Below are 19,807 nucleotides of genomic sequence, written 5' to 3'. Positions count from 1 at the left end.
GAATTGTAGCGCAAGCGTCAACGCCCGCGGGTGGTAAAGCTGTTTAAGGCTTTTTCGATGCACTGCGCGGTTTTGCCAAACGCCTGCACGCTGGTTTCTGAAAACGGCCCGCCGCCCTGGTCGGCCAGTATCAGCATCACCACGCGGCCATTGTTACTGATCGAGCGCAACAACAAGTGCTCGCCGGGAAACAGGCTGCGCAGGCTGTTGGGTAAGACCGCCGAAATCTGTGCATTGTTCTCAGGCGTCAGACGAAATTGTGCCGGTTGCGTCATCAGGCGTTGCAGTACCGCACTGTTTTTGATCGGCAGGCTTAAGTCGAAGGCCGCTTTGGGCAGGCCGGCAATCTGGTGCACAGACAGGGTGGTCGAGGTTTTATCGGCCATCAACAGCAGCACCCGCCGCATGCCGCAGGCCGTCAGCGCATCGCGGGCGCAGGTGGTCAGGTGCATTGAGTTGGTGAAGGTGCTCGGCTCGGCGAGCAATTGCCCACACTGTTTACGCCACACCACCAGTGAATCGGCGGAGGGCGGAGGCGCCGGTAACAAACCGCGGTGTACGCGGCGCATTTCCCAAGGCCACAACAGCGATTCGGCCGGGTGCCACAGGTCTGGCATCGAGTGATAGCGCGCACTGCTGGCTGCGTTTTGGTGAACCTGCTGTTGCAGTTCTTCAATCGGTATTTGCAGGTACAGGCTGGTCAGGTACTGCCAGCGCAAATTGTGCGGCGTGTCCCAGGCTTGTTGCGCCGAAAGTGCCAGGCCATTGGCCAGCAGCACGGTATTCGACGGTTGATTCAGCCAGCGGCGCAGTGCCGGGTCGGCGTCCAGTCGTTGTTGCTGGCGCAGGCGATGATGGTTGTCGCGGGCGATGTGCAGCACTTTGACCAGCGTGCGCTGTTCGTCAGTAATCACCGCATAGCCCTGCAACACCCACTCGGGCAGCCGCCACAGCTGGGCCAGCGCGCGGCAAATTTCAAACAGGCGAACGCCGAACAGTTTCAGTTCGACCTTGCTTGCGCATTCGCCTTTGTGAATGACCCGCAGCTCCCACTCTTCAAGTTGCTCGGGGTGCGTCAGCGCCATCGCCCACAACGGTGAGAGAAACAGCAGGCTGCCCCAGTAGATTTCTTGCCACAGGCGCGCCAGCCGATTACCAAACAGGCCGCTGGCTTGTTGCGCGGCGTGCTGGCTGATCAGTTGAATTTGGCGGAATGGTTGAGGGATTTCTTCCCACGGCAAGGCGGGCAAGCGCTCAAGCATTTCTTGAGTGCGCGCCAGTCCCAAACGATTAATCGCCACTTCGAGGCTTTCGGCCGGCTCGCTCAAGCTGCCGTGAGTGTGGTGATTGGCGTCGCGGATCAGGCTCAGCGCGAGCGCCGGACTGTCTTGCATAAGCTCGGCAATGTCGCGTAACGAGCGGCGATTGTCGTTGATCGCCTTGCAAACGCGCTCATGACTGTCGAGCGGGATGGGCAGGCGAACGGCGTCGAGCTGCTTAACCCACGCATCGAGGGTAGAAGGGATTGGGGTCGAGCTGCTGGTTTCATTAGCCATGATGGGAGAGTGGTCATCATCCATTGTTTACACGCCCGGAGTGGGCCCAACTGGCTTTTCGCCTTTATGGCCTATAGTCTGGCGCAGTTTTGCCGATAAGGAGAAGAAGAGTTTTTTAACTCTCGAATATGACCTTGAACCCGACGCAGAAGTACCTGAATTCCTATGGCTAAAATTATCGGCATCATTGTCGTGTTCGCGAGCGTGCTCGGCGGATACGTGCTTTCCCACGGCAAGATCGGGGCGCTGATTCAGCCGTTCGAGGTCTTGATTATCGGCGGGGCGGCGTTTGGTGCCTTCCTGCAAGCCAACCCCGGCTACATGACCATGCACGTGATCAAAAAATCACTGGGCATGTTCGGCTCGCGGTTCACCCACACCTTCTACCTGGAAGTGTTGGGCCTTGTTTACGAGATTCTTAACAAGAGTCGTCGCGAAGGCATGATGGCCATCGAAGGCGACATTGAAGACGCGGCCGCCAGCCCGATCTTCGCCAAATACCCTGCTGTGCTCAAAGATGACCGGATGACGGCCTTCGTCTGCGACTACTTGCGCATCATGTCGTCGGGCAACATGGCGCCCCACGAGCTGGAAGGCTTGTTCGACATGGAGCTGTTCAGCCTCAAAGAAGAGCTGGAGCATCCCTCGCACGCCGTGACCGGCATCGCTGACGGCATGCCGGGTTTCGGTATTGTGGCGGCGGTATTGGGGATCGTGGTGACGATGGCGTCGCTGGGCGACGGTGACCAGGCCATGATCGGTGTCCACGTAGGTGCCGCCCTGGTGGGTACATTCTTCGGTATTTTGGCCGCATACGGCTTCTTCGGTCCGCTGGCCACCTCGTTGGCCCACGATGCCAAAGAAGAACTCAACGTGTACGAGTCGATTAAAGCTTCGCTGGTGGCGTCGGCCTCCGGCATGCCGCCTTCGCTGGCCGTCGAGTTTGGCCGTAAAGTGCTGTACCCCAAGCACCGTCCAAGCTTTGCCGAGCTGGAACAAGTGGTTCGCGGTCGCTGATCCATGGAAAACAATCAGCCAATCATCATCAAGCGCGTCAAGCGCTTCGCAGCGGGCCACCACGGTGGTGCCTGGAAAATCGCCTTCGCTGACTTTGCGACGGCGATGATGGCGTTCTTTCTGGTGTTGTGGCTGATGTCCACCGCGACCCCGGAACAGAAAATCGCCATTGCCGGCTACTTCAAAGACCCGATCGGGTTTTCGGAAAGTGGCACGCCGTACATCATCGATTTGGGCGGCACGCCGACGATGGCGCCGGACAACACCCTCAACCCTGAACAAAAAATGCAGCCGCAACCGGACAAGATCACGGTCGACACCGATCAAGTGGAAGGCATGGCTGAGCAGGTCGAGAAAGAACGCCTTGAACTGCTGCTTCAGGAGTTGCAGAACAAGGTCGAAGAAAACCCGCAGCTGCGCAAATTCAAAGATCAATTGTTGTTCGAAATCACCCCGGACGGCCTGCGTATCCAGATCATGGACGCTGAAAATCGCCCGATGTTTGACGTCGGCAGTGCGCGCCTCAAGCCTTACTTCGAAGATATTTTGCTGGCCATGGCCGACACGATCAAAGCGGTGCCGAACAAAGTCAGCATCAGCGGCCACACCGATGCCACGCCGTACACCAGCGATGCGGCGTTTGGTAACTGGGAGTTGTCGGCCAACCGCGCGAACGCGGCGCGTCGTGCACTGGTGGCGGGCAGTTATCCGCAAGACCAGGTGGCGCGGATTGTGGGCTATGCGTCTTCGGTGCTGTTTGACAAGGTCAACCCGCTGAACCCGGTCAACCGCCGCATCGACATCGTGGTGCTGACGAAAAAGGCGCAGCGCGCCATCGAAGGTGAACAAGGCTCTGAACTGGCCAAGCCCGAAACGCCGACCACCCCGATTGATCCGATCACACTGCCTGCGGATCAAATCCCCCCGGCGATGCACGAAGAACGGGAGAAGCTGAACCTGTTCGACGACAAAGCGCCAGAGGCGCCGAAGCCTTAACGCTGCTTGCCCTCACCCACTCCTCTGCCTTTGGGAGAGGAGTGGGTGAGGGGGCTTTCAGTAACTCGACTCAGGCAAGCTGGCAATGATCGAGCGGTAGCTGTTCATGCGCTGTTGCTGCACGCGGCCATCTGCCAGTGCCATCAACAAGGCACAGCCCGGCTCGCGGTCGTGCTTGCAGTCGCGGAAGCGGCAGCGGCCGATCAAGTCGTTGAACTCGATAAAGCCCGCCTCAACATCGGCCCGGCTCACGTGGCCCAGGCCAAACTCGCGAATACCGGGGGAGTCGATCAGATCGCCGCCACCCGGGAAGTGGAACAGTCGCGCCGTGGTCGTGGTGTGCGTGCCCTGACCGGAGACTTCGGACAGCGGCCCGACGCGCAGGTTGACCTCTGGCAGCAAGCTGTTGACCAGCGACGATTTACCGACGCCCGACTGACCCACAAACACGCTGATATGACCGTCCAGCTGGGCTTGCAACTGTTGCATGCCGTCGCCGTGATGGGCTGACACTTCCAGCACGGGATAGCCCAGCTGACGATAAACCCCCAGCAGTGCGTTCAGCGCGGGAGCGTTTTGGTCGTCGATCAGGTCGGCCTTGTTGAGCAACAGTAACGGGCGGATGCCCGCGTGCTCGGCGGCGACCAGGTAGCGGTCGATCAGGTTGGCATGCGGCTCGGGCATGGGCGCGAACACAATCACGATCATGTCGACGTTAGCGGCCACCGGCTTGAGCTGGCCGCGGCTGTCTGGGCGACACAGTTCGGTTTTGCGTGGCAGTTGGGCGACGATAACGCCGATACCCTGATTGCCCGCGCGCCAAACAACAGTGTCACCGGTGACCAGCGCTGGCAGGTTGGCGCGCAAATGGCACCGGAACATCTGACCTTTGAGCTCACCTTCTTGGGCTTCGACTTCGACCTGCACACCGAAGTGCGCGATCACCAGCCCGAGTTGCTCAGGGCCCAGATCGCCCCCTTCGAGCGCTTCGACGGCACTGGATTCGCGTTTGGCGGCGCGGGCAGCGCGCTCGCCCTGAATCTTTTCGATGCGCCAGTTTTGGCGACGGTTGAGCTGGCGTTTGGCCATGGGTGTTCCGTGTTGATAAAACGATAAGGAAGGTAAAACGCTGGCGAGTTTAGCACGAGGGCTGCACGCCTAAGCTAAACTGCGCGACTAAGCCCAGGAGCCTTCTATGCAAAACCCACAGAATTTGATTTGGATCGACCTGGAAATGACCGGTCTGGACCCAGATAACGACGTCATTATTGAAATGGCCACCATCGTCACCGACAGCAACCTCAACACCCTGGCTGAAGGTCCGGTCATTGCCATTCACCACAGCGACGCCGTACTGGCGCGCATGGACGAGTGGAACACCCGCACTCACGGCGGCAGCGGCCTGACCCAGCGTGTCAAAGACAGCACCACTAGCATGGCCGAGGCCGAGGCGCAGACCCTTGCCTTTCTGGAACAATGGGTGCCAAAAGGCAAATCCCCCATCTGCGGTAACAGCATCTGCCAGGACCGTCGCTTCCTGTACACCCACATGAAAGCCCTCGAAAGCTACTTCCACTACCGCAACCTCGACGTTTCGACGCTTAAAGAACTGGTCGCCCGCTGGGCACCTGAAGTGCGCGACAGCCTGGTGAAAAAAGGCACGCACCTGGCACTGGACGATATCCGTGAGTCGATTGCCGAGTTGCAGCACTACCGCAAGCATTTCATCAAGTTTTGATGATGTCAGCGCACTGTCGTAGCGGCTGCCGAAGGCTGCGTTCGGCGACGCAGTCGTCGTAAAGTCAGGCATCCGGGTGTATCAGGCGCGCCCTGCACTCAGATTTTACGATTGCTTCGCAACCGGACGTAGCCTTCGTGAGTGGCTACGGGGTCGGTGCCAACGTTCTTTGCCGCCCCCTTTTGGTGCTCGCGCCAACTGAGTAGACTGCGCGCCTTATTGCAAGGATCGCCGCCATGTTGCTGATGCTCTATTTAGTTGCCATTACTGCGGAAGCCATGACCGGGGCGCTGTCTGCCGGGCGTCGGGGCATGGACTGGTTTGGTGTGGTGCTGATTGCGTGCGTCACGGCGCTGGGCGGGGGTTCGGTGCGCGACATGCTGCTGGGGCATTACCCGCTGACGTGGGTCAAACACCCGGAATACCTGGTGCTCACGACATTTGCAGCATTGGTGACGATCTTTATCGCCCCTTTGATGCGCCATTTGCGCTCGCTGTTTTTGGTGCTCGATGCGCTGGGCTTGGTGGCGTTCACCCTGATTGGCTGCATGACCGCGCTGGAAATGGGCCAGGGCATGCTCGTCGCCTCGGTCAGTGGGGTGATCACCGGCGTGTTCGGCGGTATCCTGCGCGATATCTTCTGTAACGACATTCCGTTGATCTTTCGCCGTGAGCTGTACGCCAGTGTCTCGTTTGCGGCCGCGTGGTGTTTTTTGCTGTGTACCTACCTGGGCATGCCCAACGATCAGGCGATTTTCGTGACGTTGTTCGGTGGCCTGCTGCTGCGCTTGCTGGCCATTCGCTTTAATTGGGAAATGCCCAAGTTTGTCTACAACGACGAGCATTAAAAGCCCCTCACCCTAGCCCTCTCCCGGAGGGAGAAGGAACTGACCGTGTGTGGCTTCAAGAGCACCGTCAATCAGCCCCCTCACCCTCTGGGAGAGGGTTGGGGTGAGGGTAGGCGGCTTACCCGGATACTCGCTGAGCATGCTGCTCAAGCGCCCATGCCACATGTTCCTGCACCAGCTCTGAGGGGTACTCACGTCGTGCTTTTAGCGCTTCCAGCACCGGAATGCTCGACGGGGCATTGCCCAGGCCCACGGCCAGGTTACGTAACCAGCGCTCATAGCCCGCTCGACGCAACGGCGACCCTTCGGTACTGCTCAGGAACGTGTCTTCGTCCCACATAAACAGTTCGGCCAGCTCGGCGTTGTCCAGATTGTGCCGTGGTTTGAAGTCGCCTTCGCCCGTGGTGCGGGCAAAACGGTTCCACGGGCACACGATCTGGCAGTCATCGCAGCCAAACACCCGATTGCCGATCATTGAGCGCAGTTCCACCGGGATCGCACTTTTAAGCTCGATGGTCAGGTACGAAATACAGCGTCGCGCATCCAGCACATAGGGCCCCACGAAGGCATTGGTCGGGCAAATATCCAGGCACGCGGTGCAACGCCCGCAGTGCTCGGTGTCATGGGACGGGTCTTCGGGTAGCGGCAAGTCGACAAACAGTTCGCTCAAAAAGAAGTAACTGCCTGCTTTGCGATTGAGGACTAAGGTGTTCTTGCCGATCCAGCCTAAACCTGCCTTTTGCGCGATGGCCTTTTCCAGCACCGGAGCGCTGTCGACAAACGCCCGGAACCCAAACGGGCCGATCTCGGCCTGAATACGGTCAGCCAGTTGCTGCACGCGTTTGCGGATCAGCTTGTGATAATCGCGGCCCAGCGCATAACGCGACACGTAGGCTTTTTCGGGTTGTGCCAGGAGTTGCGCCATGTGCGTGTCGCCGGGCAGGTAGTCCATGCGCAGCGAGACCACGCGCAACGTGCCGGGTACCAGCTCTTCAGGATGCGAACGTTTGCTGCCATGGGCGCCCATGTATTCCATTTCGCCGTGGTAGCCCGCCGCGAGCCAGCGTTCGAGATGTTGCTCGTGTTCTCCCAGGTCGAGGCCAGCAATGGCGACTTGTTGAAAGCCCAGCTCGCGCCCCCATTCCTTGATGGATTGAGCGAGAACGGGAAGGTCGACAGTATTAGCAGGCATGAGGCAAGGGAAACCGGAGCTGAGATGCGTATAATTCTGCCAGACATCGGAGCCCGACACGTATGCCGCAGACCAAACACCTGTTACCCGAACCTCATGTCCTGCGCGCAGAGACACTGGCGCGCCTGCCTGCGCGTGCGCCAGACGCTCACAAAGGCCAGTTTGGGCATGTGCTGCTGATTGGCGGCGATCGGGGTTTTGGCGGCTCGATCATGTTGAGCGCTCAAGCCGCATTACGCTGTGGCGCCGGGCTGGTGTCACTGGCCACGCGCCCAGAGCACGTGCCTGGCGCCTTGACCCGCTTGCCTGAAGTCATGACGTTGGGTGTGGCGTCTGCCAATCAACTGATGGGCGTGTTGGCCCACGCGTCGGTGTTGGTGGTTGGTCCCGGTTTGGGGCAGGCTCCGTGGGGCCGCAGTCTGTTGTCTGCGGCGGCGCAGGCAAAAATCCTACAGGTTTGGGATGCCGATGCGCTGAATCTGTTGTCCAACGCTGGCCTTGAGTTGGCTCGCGGCTCGGTAATCACCCCGCACCCCGGCGAAGCCGCCCGGTTGCTGGGCATCAGCACCGAGCAGGTGCAGGCCGATCGCCCTGCTGCGGCGCGGGCTCTGGTTAAAAAATACTCAGTTGTTTGCGTCCTTAAAGGGGCGGGCAGTTTGATTGCCGGGGTCGATGGCGAGTTGGCCATCTGCAACCACGGGCATCCGGCGATGGCCACCGCCGGGCTAGGTGATGTGTTGGCGGGTGTGCTTGGCGCGCTGCTGGCACAAGGCATGCGCGCGTTTGATGCGGCATGCCTGGCGGTGTGGCTACATGCCCGCGCCGGTGAGCAACAAGGCATTCTGGGCCGTGGGCTGGCGGCCAGTGATTTGATACCAGCCATTCGTCAGTTGTTGGAGGAACACGCACCGTGCACGAAATAACACTGCCACTGGCCGATGAAGAGGCAATGACCGCCTTTGGCGCACGTTTGGCCACCGTCACCCAAGGCCACGGCCTGATTTTTCTGGATGGCAACCTCGGGATGGGCAAAACCACCTTGTCGCGCGGCTTGATTCGCGGGCTTGGGCACACCGGGGCGGTAAAAAGTCCGACCTTCACGTTGGTCGAACCGTACGAGATTGGCGATATACGCGCGTTCCATTTCGACCTGTACCGCTTGGTCGATCCCGAAGAACTGGAGTACATGGGTATTCGTGACTACTTTGATGAAGACGCCCTGTGTCTGATCGAGTGGCCCGAAAAGGGTGCAGGCTTTTTGCCAAAGCCCGACCTGACCATTACCATTACCCCGCATAACACCGGGCGTTTGCTGAAGCTGACGCCCCAAGGTTCTCGTGGCGAGTCTTGGTGTGCCGCTTTGGCACCGGAAAACAAATAATGATGGGGTTTGGTATGCGCTTTCGCGCGTTAGTCAGTGTGGTGGGTGTGTTGCTCAGTGTCATGGCCGTCAATGCCGTGGCCGCGACCCAGGTAAAAAGCGTGCGTTTGTGGCGTGCTCCGGACAACACCCGTTTGGTGTTTGACCTCACAGGTCCCGTGCAGCACAGCGTATTCACCCTGACGTCGCCAGATCGCCTGGTGATTGATATCAACGGTGCAACCCTGGCAGGCGCGTTGAACGTGCCGATGGCCAACACGCCGATCACCAGCTTGCGTTCTGCGCAACGCACGCCCACCGATTTGCGCGTGGTTATCGACCTGAAAAAACCGGTGACCCCGAAGAGCTTTGTGCTGGCGCCGAACGCGCAGTACGGCAATCGCCTTGTGGTCGACCTGTATGACCAGGGCGTTGACCTGGCGCCAAGCCTGCCCGCGACCAACGTGGCAAAAGTCCCGGTGGTGCCGGTCACCCCGGCGCAGCCTGATGTGAAACTGCCGCCGATCCCGAGTGGCAAGCGCAGCGTGGTCGTGGTAATTGACGCCGGCCACGGTGGTGAAGACCCCGGTGCATCCGGCTCTGCGGGCCAGCGTGAAAAAGACGTGGTGCTGGCGATTGCCAAAGAGTTGCAACGCCAAATCAACGGCATGAAAGGCTTTAAAGCTGAGCTGACCCGTACAGGCGACTACTTTATTCCGTTGCGCGGTCGTACCGAAATCGCCCGTAAAAAGGGCGCCGACCTGTTTGTGTCGATCCACGCTGACGCGGCACCGTCCAAGGCGGCTTTTGGTGCCTCGGTGTTTGCGTTGTCTGAACGCGGCGCAACCTCTGAAACAGCGCGTTGGCTGGCGGACAGTGAAAACCGTTCTGACTTGATCGGCGGTGCTGGCAACGTCAGCCTCGATGACAAGGACCGCATGCTGGCGGGTGTGCTGCTCGACCTGTCGATGACCGCGTCGCTGACCTCAAGCCTGAACGTGGGCCAAAAAGTGCTGACCAACATCGGCCGCGTCACCCCGCTGCATAAGCAGCGCGTAGAGCAAGCCGGGTTTATGGTGCTGAAATCGCCGGACATCCCGTCGATTCTGGTCGAAACCGGGTTTATCTCTAACGCCAACGAAGCGTCGAAACTGGCTTCCTCCAACCACCAGCAGGCGCTGGCGCGTTCGATCAGCAGCGGCGTGCGTCAGTTCTTCCAGCAGAATCCGCCACCGGGCACTTACATCGCCTGGTTGCGCGACACCGGCAAAATTGCCCAGGGCGCGCGCGAACACCGCGTGCTACCCGGTGAAACGCTGGCCATGATTGCCGTGCGTTATCAAGTGGGCGTGGCGACGTTGCGCTCCAGCAACAGCCTGAAAAGCGATGAGTTGAAAATCGGCCAGACCCTCAACATTCCGGCCAGTGAGTTGGTGTCCAAGCAATGAGTGACGGTGAGTTGAACGCCAATACGCGCATTGAACTGCTCAGCCCGCGCCTGGCTAACCAGATTGCAGCAGGCGAAGTGGTTGAGCGTCCGGCCTCGGTGATTAAAGAGTTGCTGGAAAACAGCCTCGACTCGGGCGCCAAGCGTATTGATGTCGACGTGGAGCAGGCGGGCATCAAATTGTTGCGCGTGCGCGACGATGGTAGCGGTATCTCAAGTGACGACTTGCCGCTCGCGCTGGCGCGTCACGCCACCAGCAAGATCCGTGATCTTGAAGACCTTGAGCGGGTGATGAGCCTCGGTTTTCGCGGAGAAGCGCTGGCCTCCATCAGTTCGGTGGCACGCCTGACCCTGACCTCGCGCACCCGTGGCGCCGATCAGGCCTGGCAGGTCGAAACTGAGGGTCGCGACATGGCGCCCAGGGTTCAGCCTGCCGCACACCCGGTCGGGACCTCGGTGGAAGTGCGCGACCTGTTTTTCAACACCCCGGCGCGGCGCAAGTTTCTCAAAACCGAAAAAACTGAATTCGATCACCTGCAAGAAGTGATCAAGCGTTTGGCGCTGGCGCGTTTCGACGTGGCGTTCAACCTGCGCCACAACGGCAAAACCATCCTCAACCTGCATGAAGCGCGTGACGACACCGCTCGCGCCCGGCGCGTGGCGGCGGTGTGCGGCTCGGCCTTTTTGGAGCAGGCGCTGCCGATTGAGGTTGAACGCAACGGCCTGCATTTGTGGGGTTGGGTCGGCTTGCCGACGTTCTCGCGCAGCCAGGCCGACTTGCAGTACTTCTATGTGAACGGCCGTGCCGTGCGCGACAAGCTGGTGGCGCATGCGGTGCGTCAGGCTTACCGCGACGTGCTGTTCAACGGTCGGCATCCGACGTTTGTGCTGTTTTTTGAAGTCGACCCTGCGGTGGTCGACGTCAACGTTCACCCGACCAAGCACGAAGTGCGTTTTCGTGACGGACGCATGGTGCATGACTTTTTGTACGGCACCTTGCACCGCGCGCTGGGTGATGTGCGCCCCGAAGACCAGTTGGCCGCCCCAGCGCCTGTGCCGGGGGCCGAGCGTGCGACCGGTCTGGATGCGGGTGAGTTTGGCCCACAAGGCGAAATGCGCCTGGCCGCCCATGCGCTGGAACAGCAGCAAGCCGCGCCGACGCCGCACGTTGCCGGTTCAGGTGCGGGGGCGGGTTATCAGTATCAATATCGCCCTCAGCCTTCAGCTCCTGCCGTGCCTGCCGAAGAAGCCCGCAATGCCTACCGCGAATTCTTTGCACCGTTGCCTGAGGCCAATGCCGCGCCGCTACCGGACGGGCAGGGTGATATCCCGCCGTTAGGCTTTGCGCTGGCGCAGCTCAAGGGCATTTATATCCTTGCGGAAAACGCCCAAGGGCTGGTGCTGGTTGATATGCACGCCGCGCACGAGCGCATCATGTACGAGCGGCTGAAAATCGCTATGGCCAGTGAAGGGCTGAGCGGGCAGCCATTGTTGGTGCCGGAGTCGATTGCGGTCAGTCAGCGTGAAGCCGACTGTGCCGAAGAGCACGCCGAGTGGTTCCAGCGCCTGGGCTTCGAGTTGCAACGCCTTGGCCCGGAAACCCTGGCCATCCGCCAAATCCCGGCGTTGCTCAAGCAGGCCGAAGCGCAGCGTCTGGTGCACGACGTGCTGGCTGATCTGATGGAATACGGCACCAGTGACCGGATTCAGGCCCACCTCAACGAGTTGCTTGGGACCATGGCGTGCCACGGTGCCATTCGGGCCAACCGCCGCTTGGCGATCCCTGAAATGAACGGCTTGTTGCGTGACATGGAAAACACCGAGCGCAGTGGTCAGTGCAATCATGGTCGTCCCACCTGGACCCAAATGGGTCTGGACGACTTGGACAAACTCTTTTTGCGCGGTCGCTGATGACAGGTTCCAACGCTTTACCCCCCGCCATTTTTTTGATGGGTCCCACGGCTGCCGGCAAAACCGACTTGGCCATTGAGCTGAGCAAGGTATTGCCGTGTGAGCTGATCAGCGTCGATTCGGCGCTGGTCTATCGCGGCATGGACATTGGCACCGCCAAGCCCTCGCGCGACATTTTGGCTAAACATCCGCACCAGTTGATCGACATTCTCGACCCGGCTCAAAGCTATTCGGCAGCAGACTTTCGTACCGATGCACTCAAGGCGATGGCCGAGATCACCGCGCGCGGCAATATTCCGCTGCTGGTGGGCGGCACCATGTTGTATTACAAGGCCCTGACTGACGGTCTGGCTGACATGCCCGCCGCCGATCCAGAGGTGCGGGCGCAGCTTGAAGAAGAGGCTCAGCGCCTGGGCTGGCAAGCCTTGCACGAGCAGTTGGCAGCGATTGATCCCGAGTCGGCCGCGCGCATTCACCCCAACGATCCGCAGCGTTTGACGCGGGCGCTGGAGGTTTATCGGGTCAGCGGTTTGAGCATGACGGCCCATCGCTTGAAACAATCTGAACAATCTACTAAAGCAGCGGCTTCAGGCTCCAGTCAATTGCCCTATACTGTCGCGAATCTGGCCATCGCCCCGGCGAATCGTCAGGTACTGCATGAGCGAATTGCACAAAGATTCGGGCAAATGCTGGAACAGGGGTTCATTGATGAGGTCCTAGCCCTGCGGACTAGAAGTGACCTTCATGCGGGGTTGCCGTCTATACGTGCAGTGGGCTATCGACAAGTCTGGGACTACCTTGACGGCAAGCTGTCACAGGCCGAGATGAAGGAGCGCGGCATCATTGCCACGCGCCAATTGGCCAAGCGACAGTTCACCTGGTTGCGCGGTTGGGATGACCTGCATTGGCTTGACAGCCTGGCCTGCGACAATCTGCCACGAGCCTTGAAATACCTGGGATCGGTCTCCATATTGAGCTGAGTCTCCAGAAATGCCGTCTATCCTATGGGTGTGGCGTCATCAACCCTCTACATTTTGTTTCTATTTTTTATCCTTACAGGAGTGCGGCATATGTCAAAAGGGCATTCGCTACAAGACCCTTACTTGAATACTTTGCGTAAAGAGAAGGTTGGCGTTTCCATCTACCTGGTCAACGGGATCAAGCTGCAGGGGACTATCGAGTCTTTCGACCAGTTCGTGATTCTGCTGAAAAACACCGTAAGCCAAATGGTTTACAAACACGCTATCTCGACAGTCGTTCCTGTACGTCCAATTCGTCTGCCAAGCGCAGCAGAATCGGAACAGGCAGACGCTGAACCAGGTAACGCTTGATAGGAGTCTGCTTTGTTCTTTGAGCGCCACGGTGGTGGTGAGCGAGCGATCCTCGTTCACTTGGAAGGTCAGGACCCTGAGGCGCGCGAAGATCCGCAGGAGTTCCAGGAGTTAGCTGTATCGGCCGGCGCCGAGACCGTCGCGTTTTTTAACGTGCCGCGTCATCGGCCATCGGCCAAGTACTTGATTGGCACTGGCAAGGTCGAAGAGTTACGCGACCTGGTCAAGGCCGAGAAAGTCGACATCGTGATTTTCAATCACGTCCTCACGCCCAGTCAGGAGCGAAACCTCGAACGTGTTTTCGAGTGTCGCGTGCTTGACCGTACCGGGCTGATTCTCGACATCTTTGCTCAACGCGCCCGTACCCATGAAGGCAAGCTCCAGGTCGAATTGGCCCAGCTTGACCACATGAGCACGCGTCTTGTGCGCGGCTGGACCCACCTTGAGCGTCAAGGCGGTGGCATTGGTAGTCGTGGCCCGGGTGAAACCCAGCTCGAAACCGACCGTCGCCTGCTGCGTGTGCGCATGAGCCAGATCAAGGCCCGTCTGAAAAAAGTCCGCAGTCAACGCGAGCAATCACGTAGAGGGCGCCAACGCGCCGACATTCCTACGGTGTCGCTGGTGGGCTATACCAACGCCGGGAAATCCACGCTGTTCAATGCGGTCACCGGCTCTGAAGTGTTCGCCGCTGACCAATTGTTCGCCACGCTTGACCCCACCTTGCGCCGTCTTGATCTGGCCGACCTGGGGCCCATCGTACTGGCCGACACCGTGGGCTTTATTCGTCACTTGCCGCACAAGCTAGTTGAGGCTTTCCGGTCTACGCTCGAAGAGTCGAGCAATTCGGACTTGTTGCTGCATGTGATTGATGCACACGAACCGGAGCGCATGGCGCAGATCGAACAGGTGATGGTGGTTTTGGGCGAGATTGGCGCTCAGGACTTGCCGATCCTTGAGGTCTACAACAAAATCGATTTGCTTGAAGCGGTTGAGCCGCAGATCCAGCGTGATGCCGATGGCAAACCGCAGCGGGTCTGGTTGTCGGCCCGTGACGGTGCAGGGCTGGAGCTGCTGGAACAGGCCATCGCCGAGTTGTTGGGCAACGATTTGTTCGTCGCCACCTTGCGCTTGCCGCAGCGATTTGCTCGACTGCGTGCGCAATTCTTCGAATTGGGTGCAGTGCAAAAAGAAGCACATGACGATGAAGGGGTCTGCCTGTTGGACGTTCGCCTGCCGCGAGCCGAGCTTAATCGCCTGGTCAGCCGCGAAGGGTTGGAGCCAGCAGCGTTCATCGAAGAACACACTTTGCAATAAAAGCCTCGCAAAGCGGTCGTGCCGCTGTGATAGGCATTCTGTAGCATTGGTCGGCGCGCCGTGGGCGCGTCTTTGCTTTATCAGATGGAGAGCGCTATGGCTTGGAATGAGCCGGGTGGCAACTCGAATAATCAAGATCCTTGGGGTGGCAAACGCCCTAAAAATGGCGACCGCAAGGGACCACCAGATCTCGACGAGGCCTTCCGAAAGCTGCAGGAAAGCCTGAATGGGTTGTTCGGTGGTGGGAAAAAACGTACAGGCGGTAGCGATGGCGGCTCAAGCGGCGGCAAAAGCGCCGGCTTTGGCGTGCTGGGCATCGTACTGGTCGTCATGGCAGCCGTCTGGCTGTACAGCGCGGTTTATGTAGTCGACGAGCAGGAGCAAGCCGTTGTGCTGCGCCTGGGCAAGTACTACGACACTGTGGGGCCGGGCCTGAACATTTATTTCCCGCCGTTCGACAAAAAGTACATGGAGAACGTGACGCGTGAGCGTGCGTACACCAAGCAGGGCCAGATGCTGACTGAAGACGAAAACATCGTCGAAGTGCCGCTGACCGTGCAGTACAAGATCAGCAACCTGCGCGACTTCGTGCTCAACGTTGATCAACCGGAAATCAGTCTGCAACAGGCTACAGACAGCGCCTTGCGTCACGTCGTGGGTTCGACCTCGATGGACAAAGTGCTGACCGAAGGCCGTGAGCAGATGGCTGTAGAAATCAAGGAGCGTCTGCAACGCTTCCTCGATACCTACAAGACCGGTATCACCGTAACGCAGGTCAACGTACAGAACGCAGCTGCACCGCGTGAAGTGCAGGAAGCCTTTGACGACGTGATTCGCGCCCGTGAAGACGAGCAGCGTGCCCGCAACCAGGCAGAAAGCTACGCCAATGGCGTGGTGCCGGAAGCGCGCGGTCAGGCTCAGCGCATCATCGAAGATGCCAACGGCTACCGTGATGAAGTGGTTTCGCGTGCCAAGGGTGAGGCTGACCGCTTTACCAAACTGGTTGCCGAGTACCGCAAAGCACCCGAAGTTACGCGTGATCGTCTGTACCTGGACACCCTGCAAGAAGTCTTCAGCAATACCAGCAAGGTACTCGTGACCGGTAACAAAAACGGCCAGAGCAACCTGCTTTATCTGCCGTTGGACAAAATGATTGAAGGCCGTAATGGCAGCACCCCGGCAACGGGTTCGGCCGCCGCAGCGAGCACTAACAACGATGCTGCTTCGCATGTCAGCACCGATCAGGCGCAACAGCCGCGTACCAGGGAGAGCCGCTGATGAGCAATAAATCGCTGATCGCCCTTATTGTCGGCGTTGTCGTGGCAGTGGTTGCCTGGAACAGCTTCTACATCGTTTCGCAAACCGAACGCGCAGTCATGTTGCGTTTCGGCCGTGTGGTTCAGGCGGATGTCCAGCCGGGCCTGCACGTGAAAATTCCTTACGTTAACCAGGTGCGCAAGTTTGACGCCCGCCTGATGACGCTGGATGCGCCGACGCAGCGTTTTCTGACGCTGGAAAAGAAAGCTGTGATGGTTGATGCCTTCGCCAAGTGGCGCGTGAAAGATGCCGAGCGCTTCTACACCGCCACCTCGGGTATGAAGCAGATTGCTGACGAGCGTTTGTCGCGTCGTCTGGAATCCGGCCTGCGCGACCAGTTCGGTAAGCGCACCCTGCACGAAGTAGTGTCGGGTGAGCGTGATGCGTTGATGGCTGACATCACCGCATCGCTGAACAAAATGGCTGAAAAAGAGCTGGGCATCGAAGTGGTCGACGTTCGCGTCAAGGCCATCGACTTGCCAAAAGAAGTAAACCGCAGCGTTTTCGAACGCATGAGCACCGAGCGTGAGCGTGAAGCACGCGAGCACCGGGCCAAAGGTAACGAGCTGGCAGAAGGCATTCGTGCTGACGCCGACCGTCAACGTCGTGTTCTGCTGGCTGAGGCGTATCGTCAGTCTGAAGAAGCACGCGGTGATGGTGACGCTCAAGCTGCCGCGATTTACTCCAAGGCTTATGGCCAGGACCAGGAGTTCTACAAGTTCTATCGCAGCCTGCGTGCTTACCGCGAAAGCTTTGCGAACAAGAGCGATGTACTGGTGCTGGACCCAAGCAGCGACTTCTTCCGTTACCTGGAAAAGTCCAAGCCGCAATAACCCTGTAGGTGCGAGCTCGCTCGCTCCCACAGTGCGTATCAAATGCATGTATTCACTCCGCCGGGCGGGCAAATGGCCTGGCGGGGTGATCCTTTTAGAAAACGTGTGTATGATGCGGCAGCCGGGAAATTCCCGGCTTTTTTGCGTCTGCATGTTTGATTGCCCGATCGGCTGGTACAGCGTCGGCAGATTTTTCGAGGAATGTGCTGTGTGAGCCTTTTCGTTTAGGGCTTTTTTGCTGTGCGCGTTCAAGACGCAGCCACGTTCTGCTTTACTCAAGGCTCGCCTGCTGGCTGGCCGCCCGGATCATAGGGGAATGGCGTAATGGCAACGGTAGACCGCTGGCTCTTGCCAGATGGCATCGAAGAAGTACTTCCACCTGAAGCCGCTCGCATCGAAGTGGCGCGCCGTCAGGTGTTGGATCTGTTCCAGAGCTGGGGCTATGAGTTCGTCGTCACCCCGCATATCGAATACCTGGAATCCCTGTTGACCGGGGCTGGTCAGGACCTCGATCTGCGGACCTTCAAGGTGATTGACCCGCAAACGGGTCGCCAGATGGGTTTCCGTGCAGACATCACGCCGCAAGTGGCGCGCATTGATGCGCATACCTTGCGGCGCGCTGGCCCAAGCCGCTTGTGCTATGCCGGCAGCGTGCTGCATGCACAGCCTCGCGGTTTGTCTTCCTCGCGCAGCCCGATCCAGTTGGGTGCCGAGTTGTATGGCGATGCGAGCCCGAGCAGCGATGTGGAAGTCATCAGCCTGATGCTGGCCATGCTGCAACTGGCTGACGTCCCGGATGTCCATATGGACCTGGGGCATGTCGGTATTTATCGTGGGTTGGCCCGTGCGGCCAACCTGTCGGTTGAAGTAGAACAACAATTGTTCGACGCTCTGCAACGCAAAGCGATCGACGAAGTAACGGCCTTGACCCAAGGCTTGCCGGCTGATTTGGCTGGCATGCTGCAGGCACTGGTTGATTTGTGTGGCGGCCACGACGTTCTGGTTGCTGCGCGTGAGCGTCTGGCCAAGGCTCCGGCCCCTGTGTTGGCTGCTCTGGACGACTTGTTGGCAATTGCCGAGCGGTTGTCTGTGCGTTTCCCGCAGTTGCCGCTGTACTTTGACCTGGGTGAGTTGCGTGGGTATCACTACCACACAGGTGTGGTGTTTGCGGTTTTTGTACCGGGCGTTGGGGATTCCATCGCTCAGGGCGGTCGTTATGACGACATTGGTGCTGTGTTCGGGCGTGCCCGGCCGGCAACCGGCTTTTCGACCGATTTGAAAACCCTGGTGACCCTGGGGCGGGCGCAGGTCGAGTTGCCGTCTGGCGGTATCTGGATGCCTGACAGCACGGATGCGGCACTCTGGCAGCAGGTTTGCCAGCTTCGCAGTGAAGGTCAGCGTGTGGTTCAGGCGTTGCCTGGGCAACAGCAGGTTGACGCCCATGAGGCAGACTGCGACCGCCAATTGATTCAGCAGAACGGCTTGTGGCAAGTAGTGCCGCTGGCTTCTTGAGTTTTCCTGCCGGCGACAGCCGGCACCAAGTTTGCGCGAATGAGGACAAGTGTTATGGGTAAGAATGTCGTAGTCCTGGGCACCCAATGGGGTGATGAGGGCAAAGGCAAGATCGTTGATCTGCTGACCGAACATGCTGCCGCTGTAGTGCGTTACCAAGGTGGCCACAATGCTGGCCACACATTGGTGATCGACGGCGAAAAAACCGTATTGCACCTGATTCCGTCGGGCGTGTTGCGCGAAGGCGTGCAATGCCTGATCGGCAACGGCGTCGTGGTTGCACCCGATGCCCTGCTGCGTGAAATCATCAAGCTGGAAGAGAAAGGCGTACCGGTGCGTGAGCGCCTGCGTATCAGCCCGTCTTGCCCGCTGATTCTGTCGTTCCACGTGGCGCTGGACCAGGCCCGTGAAAAAGCCCGTGGCGAGCTGAAGATCGGTACGACCGGTCGCGGCATCGGCCCGGCTTACGAAGACAAGGTTGCACGTCGTGGCCTGCGTGTTGGCGACCTGCTGAACATGCCGCGCTTTGAAGCCAAGCTGCGTGAATTGGTGGACTACCACAACTTCATGCTGGTCGGTTACTACAAAGAGCCTGCCATCGACTTCGACAAGACCCTGGCCGAGTGCAAAGAGTACGCCGAGCTGCTCAAGCCGCTGATGCTGGACGTGACTGCTGAGCTGCACGACCTGCGTCGCGCTGGCAAAGACATCATGTTCGAAGGCGCTCAAGGCTCGTTGCTCGACATCGACCACGGCACCTACCCGTACGTGACCAGCTCCAACACCACCGCTGGTGGCGTTGCGACCGGTTCGGGCGTTGGCCCGATGTTCCTGGACTACATCCTGGGCATCACCAAGGCTTACACCACGCGCGTAGGTTCGGGTCCGTTCCCGACTGAGCTGTTCGACGACGTCGGCGCTCACCTGGCCAAGCAAGGTCACGAGTTCGGCGCCACTACTGGCCGCGCACGTCGTTGCGGCTGGTTCGATGCCGTTATCCTGCGTCGCGCTATCGATGTGAACAGCATCTCGGGCATCTGCCTGACCAAGCTGGACGTACTCGACGGTCTGGATACCATCAACATCTGCGTTGGCTACAAAGATGCAGAAGGTAACGAGATCGCACCGACCGACGCTGACAGCTACGTAGGCCTACAGCCTGTGTATGAAGAAGTGCCGGGCTGGACTGAATCGACCGTGGGCGCCAAAACCCTGGAAGAGCTGCCAGAAAACGCGCGTGCTTACATCAAGCGCGTAGAAGCACTGATCGGCGCGCCGATCGATATCATCTCGACAGGTCCGGACCGCAACGAAACCATCGTTCTGCGTCACCCGTTCGCTTAAGTCGTCGTGCTGTCAAACAAAGGGCCCTTCGGGGCCCTTTGTTATTTTTGCCCCGCCCCGGTGTGCGGCACGACCCTTGCTGTAGAGAACC

Annotated in this window: 18 protein-coding genes; 15 read left to right on the top strand and 3 right to left on the bottom strand. The window is 59.2% G+C overall.

Annotated features, from left to right (window positions below; all coding sequences use genetic code 11):
* Positions 1 to 17: 17 nt before the first annotated feature.
* Complete coding sequence (locus tag GYN01_RS14480; protein WP_048364750.1) at positions 18 to 1,556, bottom strand: HDOD domain-containing protein; 1,539 nt, start codon at positions 1,554 to 1,556, stop codon at positions 18 to 20.
* Positions 1,557 to 1,721: 165 nt separating this feature from the next.
* Here GYN01_RS14480 and motA point away from each other — a divergent pair, with 165 nt between their 5' ends.
* Together motA and motB are read left to right on the top strand one after the other, a co-directional pair.
* Positions 1,722 to 2,573: a flagellar motor stator protein MotA gene (motA, locus tag GYN01_RS14475; protein WP_048364453.1), complete on the top strand. Its 852-nt coding sequence runs from the start codon at positions 1,722 to 1,724 to the stop codon at positions 2,571 to 2,573.
* A 3-nt stretch (positions 2,574 to 2,576) separates the two neighbouring features.
* Positions 2,577 to 3,569, top strand: a complete 993-nt coding sequence (gene motB / locus GYN01_RS14470; protein WP_048364452.1) for a flagellar motor protein MotB — start codon at positions 2,577 to 2,579, stop codon at positions 3,567 to 3,569.
* Positions 3,570 to 3,626: 57 nt separating this feature from the next.
* On the opposite strand, the gene rsgA is transcribed toward motB, so the two are convergent.
* Positions 3,627 to 4,658, bottom strand: a complete 1,032-nt coding sequence (gene rsgA, locus GYN01_RS14465; protein ID WP_048364451.1) for a small ribosomal subunit biogenesis GTPase RsgA — start codon at positions 4,656 to 4,658, stop codon at positions 3,627 to 3,629.
* 106 nt (positions 4,659 to 4,764) lie between these two features.
* Between rsgA and orn the strand changes: the two genes are divergently transcribed.
* Both orn and GYN01_RS14455 read left to right on the top strand, forming a co-directional pair.
* Positions 4,765 to 5,307 carry an oligoribonuclease gene (orn, locus tag GYN01_RS14460; RefSeq protein WP_048400508.1) on the top strand — a complete coding sequence of 181 codons (543 nt, stop codon included), beginning with the start codon at positions 4,765 to 4,767 and terminating at the stop codon, positions 5,305 to 5,307.
* 236 nt (positions 5,308 to 5,543) lie between these two features.
* Positions 5,544 to 6,155 (top strand): trimeric intracellular cation channel family protein, encoded by a 612-nt coding sequence (locus tag GYN01_RS14455; RefSeq protein ID WP_048364449.1) that lies wholly within the window; start codon positions 5,544 to 5,546, stop codon positions 6,153 to 6,155.
* A 118-nt stretch (positions 6,156 to 6,273) separates the two neighbouring features.
* Here the strand turns inward: GYN01_RS14455 and queG are convergent, their stop codons facing one another.
* The gene (gene queG / locus GYN01_RS14450) at positions 6,274 to 7,347 is read right to left on the bottom strand and encodes a tRNA epoxyqueuosine(34) reductase QueG (protein ID WP_203307347.1); all 1,074 of its coding nucleotides are present in this window, start codon (positions 7,345 to 7,347) and stop codon (positions 6,274 to 6,276) included.
* 62 nt (positions 7,348 to 7,409) lie between these two features.
* On the opposite strand from queG, the gene GYN01_RS14445 reads away from it, so the two are divergent.
* The 11 genes from GYN01_RS14445 to GYN01_RS14395 all read left to right on the top strand — a co-directional run bounded on the left by GYN01_RS14445 (position 7,410) and on the right by GYN01_RS14395 (position 19,716).
* Positions 7,410 to 8,270, top strand: a complete 861-nt coding sequence (locus GYN01_RS14445) for an NAD(P)H-hydrate dehydratase (RefSeq protein ID WP_203307346.1) — start codon at positions 7,410 to 7,412, stop codon at positions 8,268 to 8,270.
* A complete protein-coding gene (gene tsaE, locus GYN01_RS14440) occupies positions 8,258 to 8,728 on the top strand; it encodes a tRNA (adenosine(37)-N6)-threonylcarbamoyltransferase complex ATPase subunit type 1 TsaE (protein WP_048364446.1) in 471 nt (156 codons plus the stop codon). The genes GYN01_RS14445 and tsaE overlap by 13 nt, the downstream gene beginning before the upstream one ends.
* Positions 8,729 to 8,730: 2 nt before the next feature.
* A complete protein-coding gene (locus GYN01_RS14435) occupies positions 8,731 to 10,155 on the top strand; it encodes an N-acetylmuramoyl-L-alanine amidase (RefSeq protein WP_203303091.1) in 1,425 nt (474 codons plus the stop codon).
* Positions 10,152 to 12,065, top strand: coding sequence for a DNA mismatch repair endonuclease MutL (gene mutL, locus GYN01_RS14430; RefSeq protein ID WP_048364445.1), 1,914 nt, complete (start codon positions 10,152 to 10,154; stop codon positions 12,063 to 12,065). The genes GYN01_RS14435 and mutL overlap by 4 nt, the downstream gene beginning before the upstream one ends.
* On the top strand, positions 12,065 to 13,045 hold the full coding sequence (miaA, locus tag GYN01_RS14425) for a tRNA (adenosine(37)-N6)-dimethylallyltransferase MiaA (protein WP_048364444.1): 981 nt from the start codon (positions 12,065 to 12,067) through the stop codon (positions 13,043 to 13,045). Before mutL ends, miaA begins: the two co-directional genes overlap by 1 nt.
* 90 nt (positions 13,046 to 13,135) lie before the next feature.
* The gene (gene hfq, locus GYN01_RS14420; protein ID WP_047273123.1) at positions 13,136 to 13,396 is read left to right on the top strand and encodes an RNA chaperone Hfq; all 261 of its coding nucleotides are present in this window, start codon (positions 13,136 to 13,138) and stop codon (positions 13,394 to 13,396) included.
* A gap of 12 nt (positions 13,397 to 13,408) precedes the next feature.
* Entirely contained in the window at positions 13,409 to 14,710 is a 1,302-nt protein-coding gene (hflX, locus tag GYN01_RS14415) for a ribosome rescue GTPase HflX (RefSeq protein ID WP_048400500.1), read from the top strand.
* A gap of 96 nt (positions 14,711 to 14,806) precedes the next feature.
* Positions 14,807 to 15,988: an FtsH protease activity modulator HflK gene (hflK, locus tag GYN01_RS14410; protein ID WP_048364442.1), complete on the top strand. Its 1,182-nt coding sequence runs from the start codon at positions 14,807 to 14,809 to the stop codon at positions 15,986 to 15,988.
* Positions 15,988 to 16,860 carry a protease modulator HflC gene (gene hflC, locus GYN01_RS14405; protein ID WP_048364441.1) on the top strand — a complete coding sequence of 291 codons (873 nt, stop codon included), beginning with the start codon at positions 15,988 to 15,990 and terminating at the stop codon, positions 16,858 to 16,860. The genes hflK and hflC overlap by 1 nt, the downstream gene beginning before the upstream one ends.
* Positions 16,861 to 17,184: 324 nt before the next feature.
* Entirely contained in the window at positions 17,185 to 18,372 is a 1,188-nt protein-coding gene (locus GYN01_RS14400) for an ATP phosphoribosyltransferase regulatory subunit (protein ID WP_048400498.1), read from the top strand.
* A 54-nt stretch (positions 18,373 to 18,426) separates the two neighbouring features.
* Positions 18,427 to 19,716 carry an adenylosuccinate synthase gene (locus tag GYN01_RS14395; RefSeq protein WP_048364439.1) on the top strand — a complete coding sequence of 430 codons (1,290 nt, stop codon included), beginning with the start codon at positions 18,427 to 18,429 and terminating at the stop codon, positions 19,714 to 19,716.
* Positions 19,717 to 19,807 lie beyond the last annotated feature (91 nt).

It is taken from the genome of Pseudomonas weihenstephanensis, from assembly GCF_016812185.1.
Taxonomy (GTDB): domain Bacteria; phylum Pseudomonadota; class Gammaproteobacteria; order Pseudomonadales; family Pseudomonadaceae; genus Aquipseudomonas; species Aquipseudomonas weihenstephanensis.
Note: the sequence above shows the minus strand (reverse complement) of the source record. Positions and strands in the feature narration are given on the sequence as shown.

Bases quoted from the DNA above. Each gene is read 5' to 3' on its own strand.
- GYN01_RS14480 (WP_048364750.1), bottom strand. From the start codon at position 1,556: ATGGCTAATGAAACCAGCAGCTCGACCCCAATCCCTTCTACCCTCGAT.
- motA (WP_048364453.1), top strand. From the start codon at position 1,722: ATGGCTAAAATTATCGGCATCATTGTCGTGTTCGCGAGCGTGCTCGGC.
- motB (WP_048364452.1), top strand. From the start codon at position 2,577: ATGGAAAACAATCAGCCAATCATCATCAAGCGCGTCAAGCGCTTCGCA.
- rsgA (WP_048364451.1), bottom strand. From the start codon at position 4,658: ATGGCCAAACGCCAGCTCAACCGTCGCCAAAACTGGCGCATCGAAAAG.
- orn (WP_048400508.1), top strand. From the start codon at position 4,765: ATGCAAAACCCACAGAATTTGATTTGGATCGACCTGGAAATGACCGGT.
- GYN01_RS14455 (WP_048364449.1), top strand. From the start codon at position 5,544: ATGTTGCTGATGCTCTATTTAGTTGCCATTACTGCGGAAGCCATGACC.
- queG (WP_203307347.1), bottom strand. From the start codon at position 7,347: ATGCCTGCTAATACTGTCGACCTTCCCGTTCTCGCTCAATCCATCAAG.
- GYN01_RS14445 (WP_203307346.1), top strand. From the start codon at position 7,410: ATGCCGCAGACCAAACACCTGTTACCCGAACCTCATGTCCTGCGCGCA.
- GYN01_RS14435 (WP_203303091.1), top strand. From the start codon at position 8,731: ATGGGGTTTGGTATGCGCTTTCGCGCGTTAGTCAGTGTGGTGGGTGTG.
- mutL (WP_048364445.1), top strand. From the start codon at position 10,152: ATGAGTGACGGTGAGTTGAACGCCAATACGCGCATTGAACTGCTCAGC.
- miaA (WP_048364444.1), top strand. From the start codon at position 12,065: ATGACAGGTTCCAACGCTTTACCCCCCGCCATTTTTTTGATGGGTCCC.
- hfq (WP_047273123.1), top strand. From the start codon at position 13,136: ATGTCAAAAGGGCATTCGCTACAAGACCCTTACTTGAATACTTTGCGT.
- hflK (WP_048364442.1), top strand. From the start codon at position 14,807: ATGGCTTGGAATGAGCCGGGTGGCAACTCGAATAATCAAGATCCTTGG.
- hflC (WP_048364441.1), top strand. From the start codon at position 15,988: ATGAGCAATAAATCGCTGATCGCCCTTATTGTCGGCGTTGTCGTGGCA.
- GYN01_RS14400 (WP_048400498.1), top strand. From the start codon at position 17,185: ATGGCAACGGTAGACCGCTGGCTCTTGCCAGATGGCATCGAAGAAGTA.
- GYN01_RS14395 (WP_048364439.1), top strand. From the start codon at position 18,427: ATGGGTAAGAATGTCGTAGTCCTGGGCACCCAATGGGGTGATGAGGGC.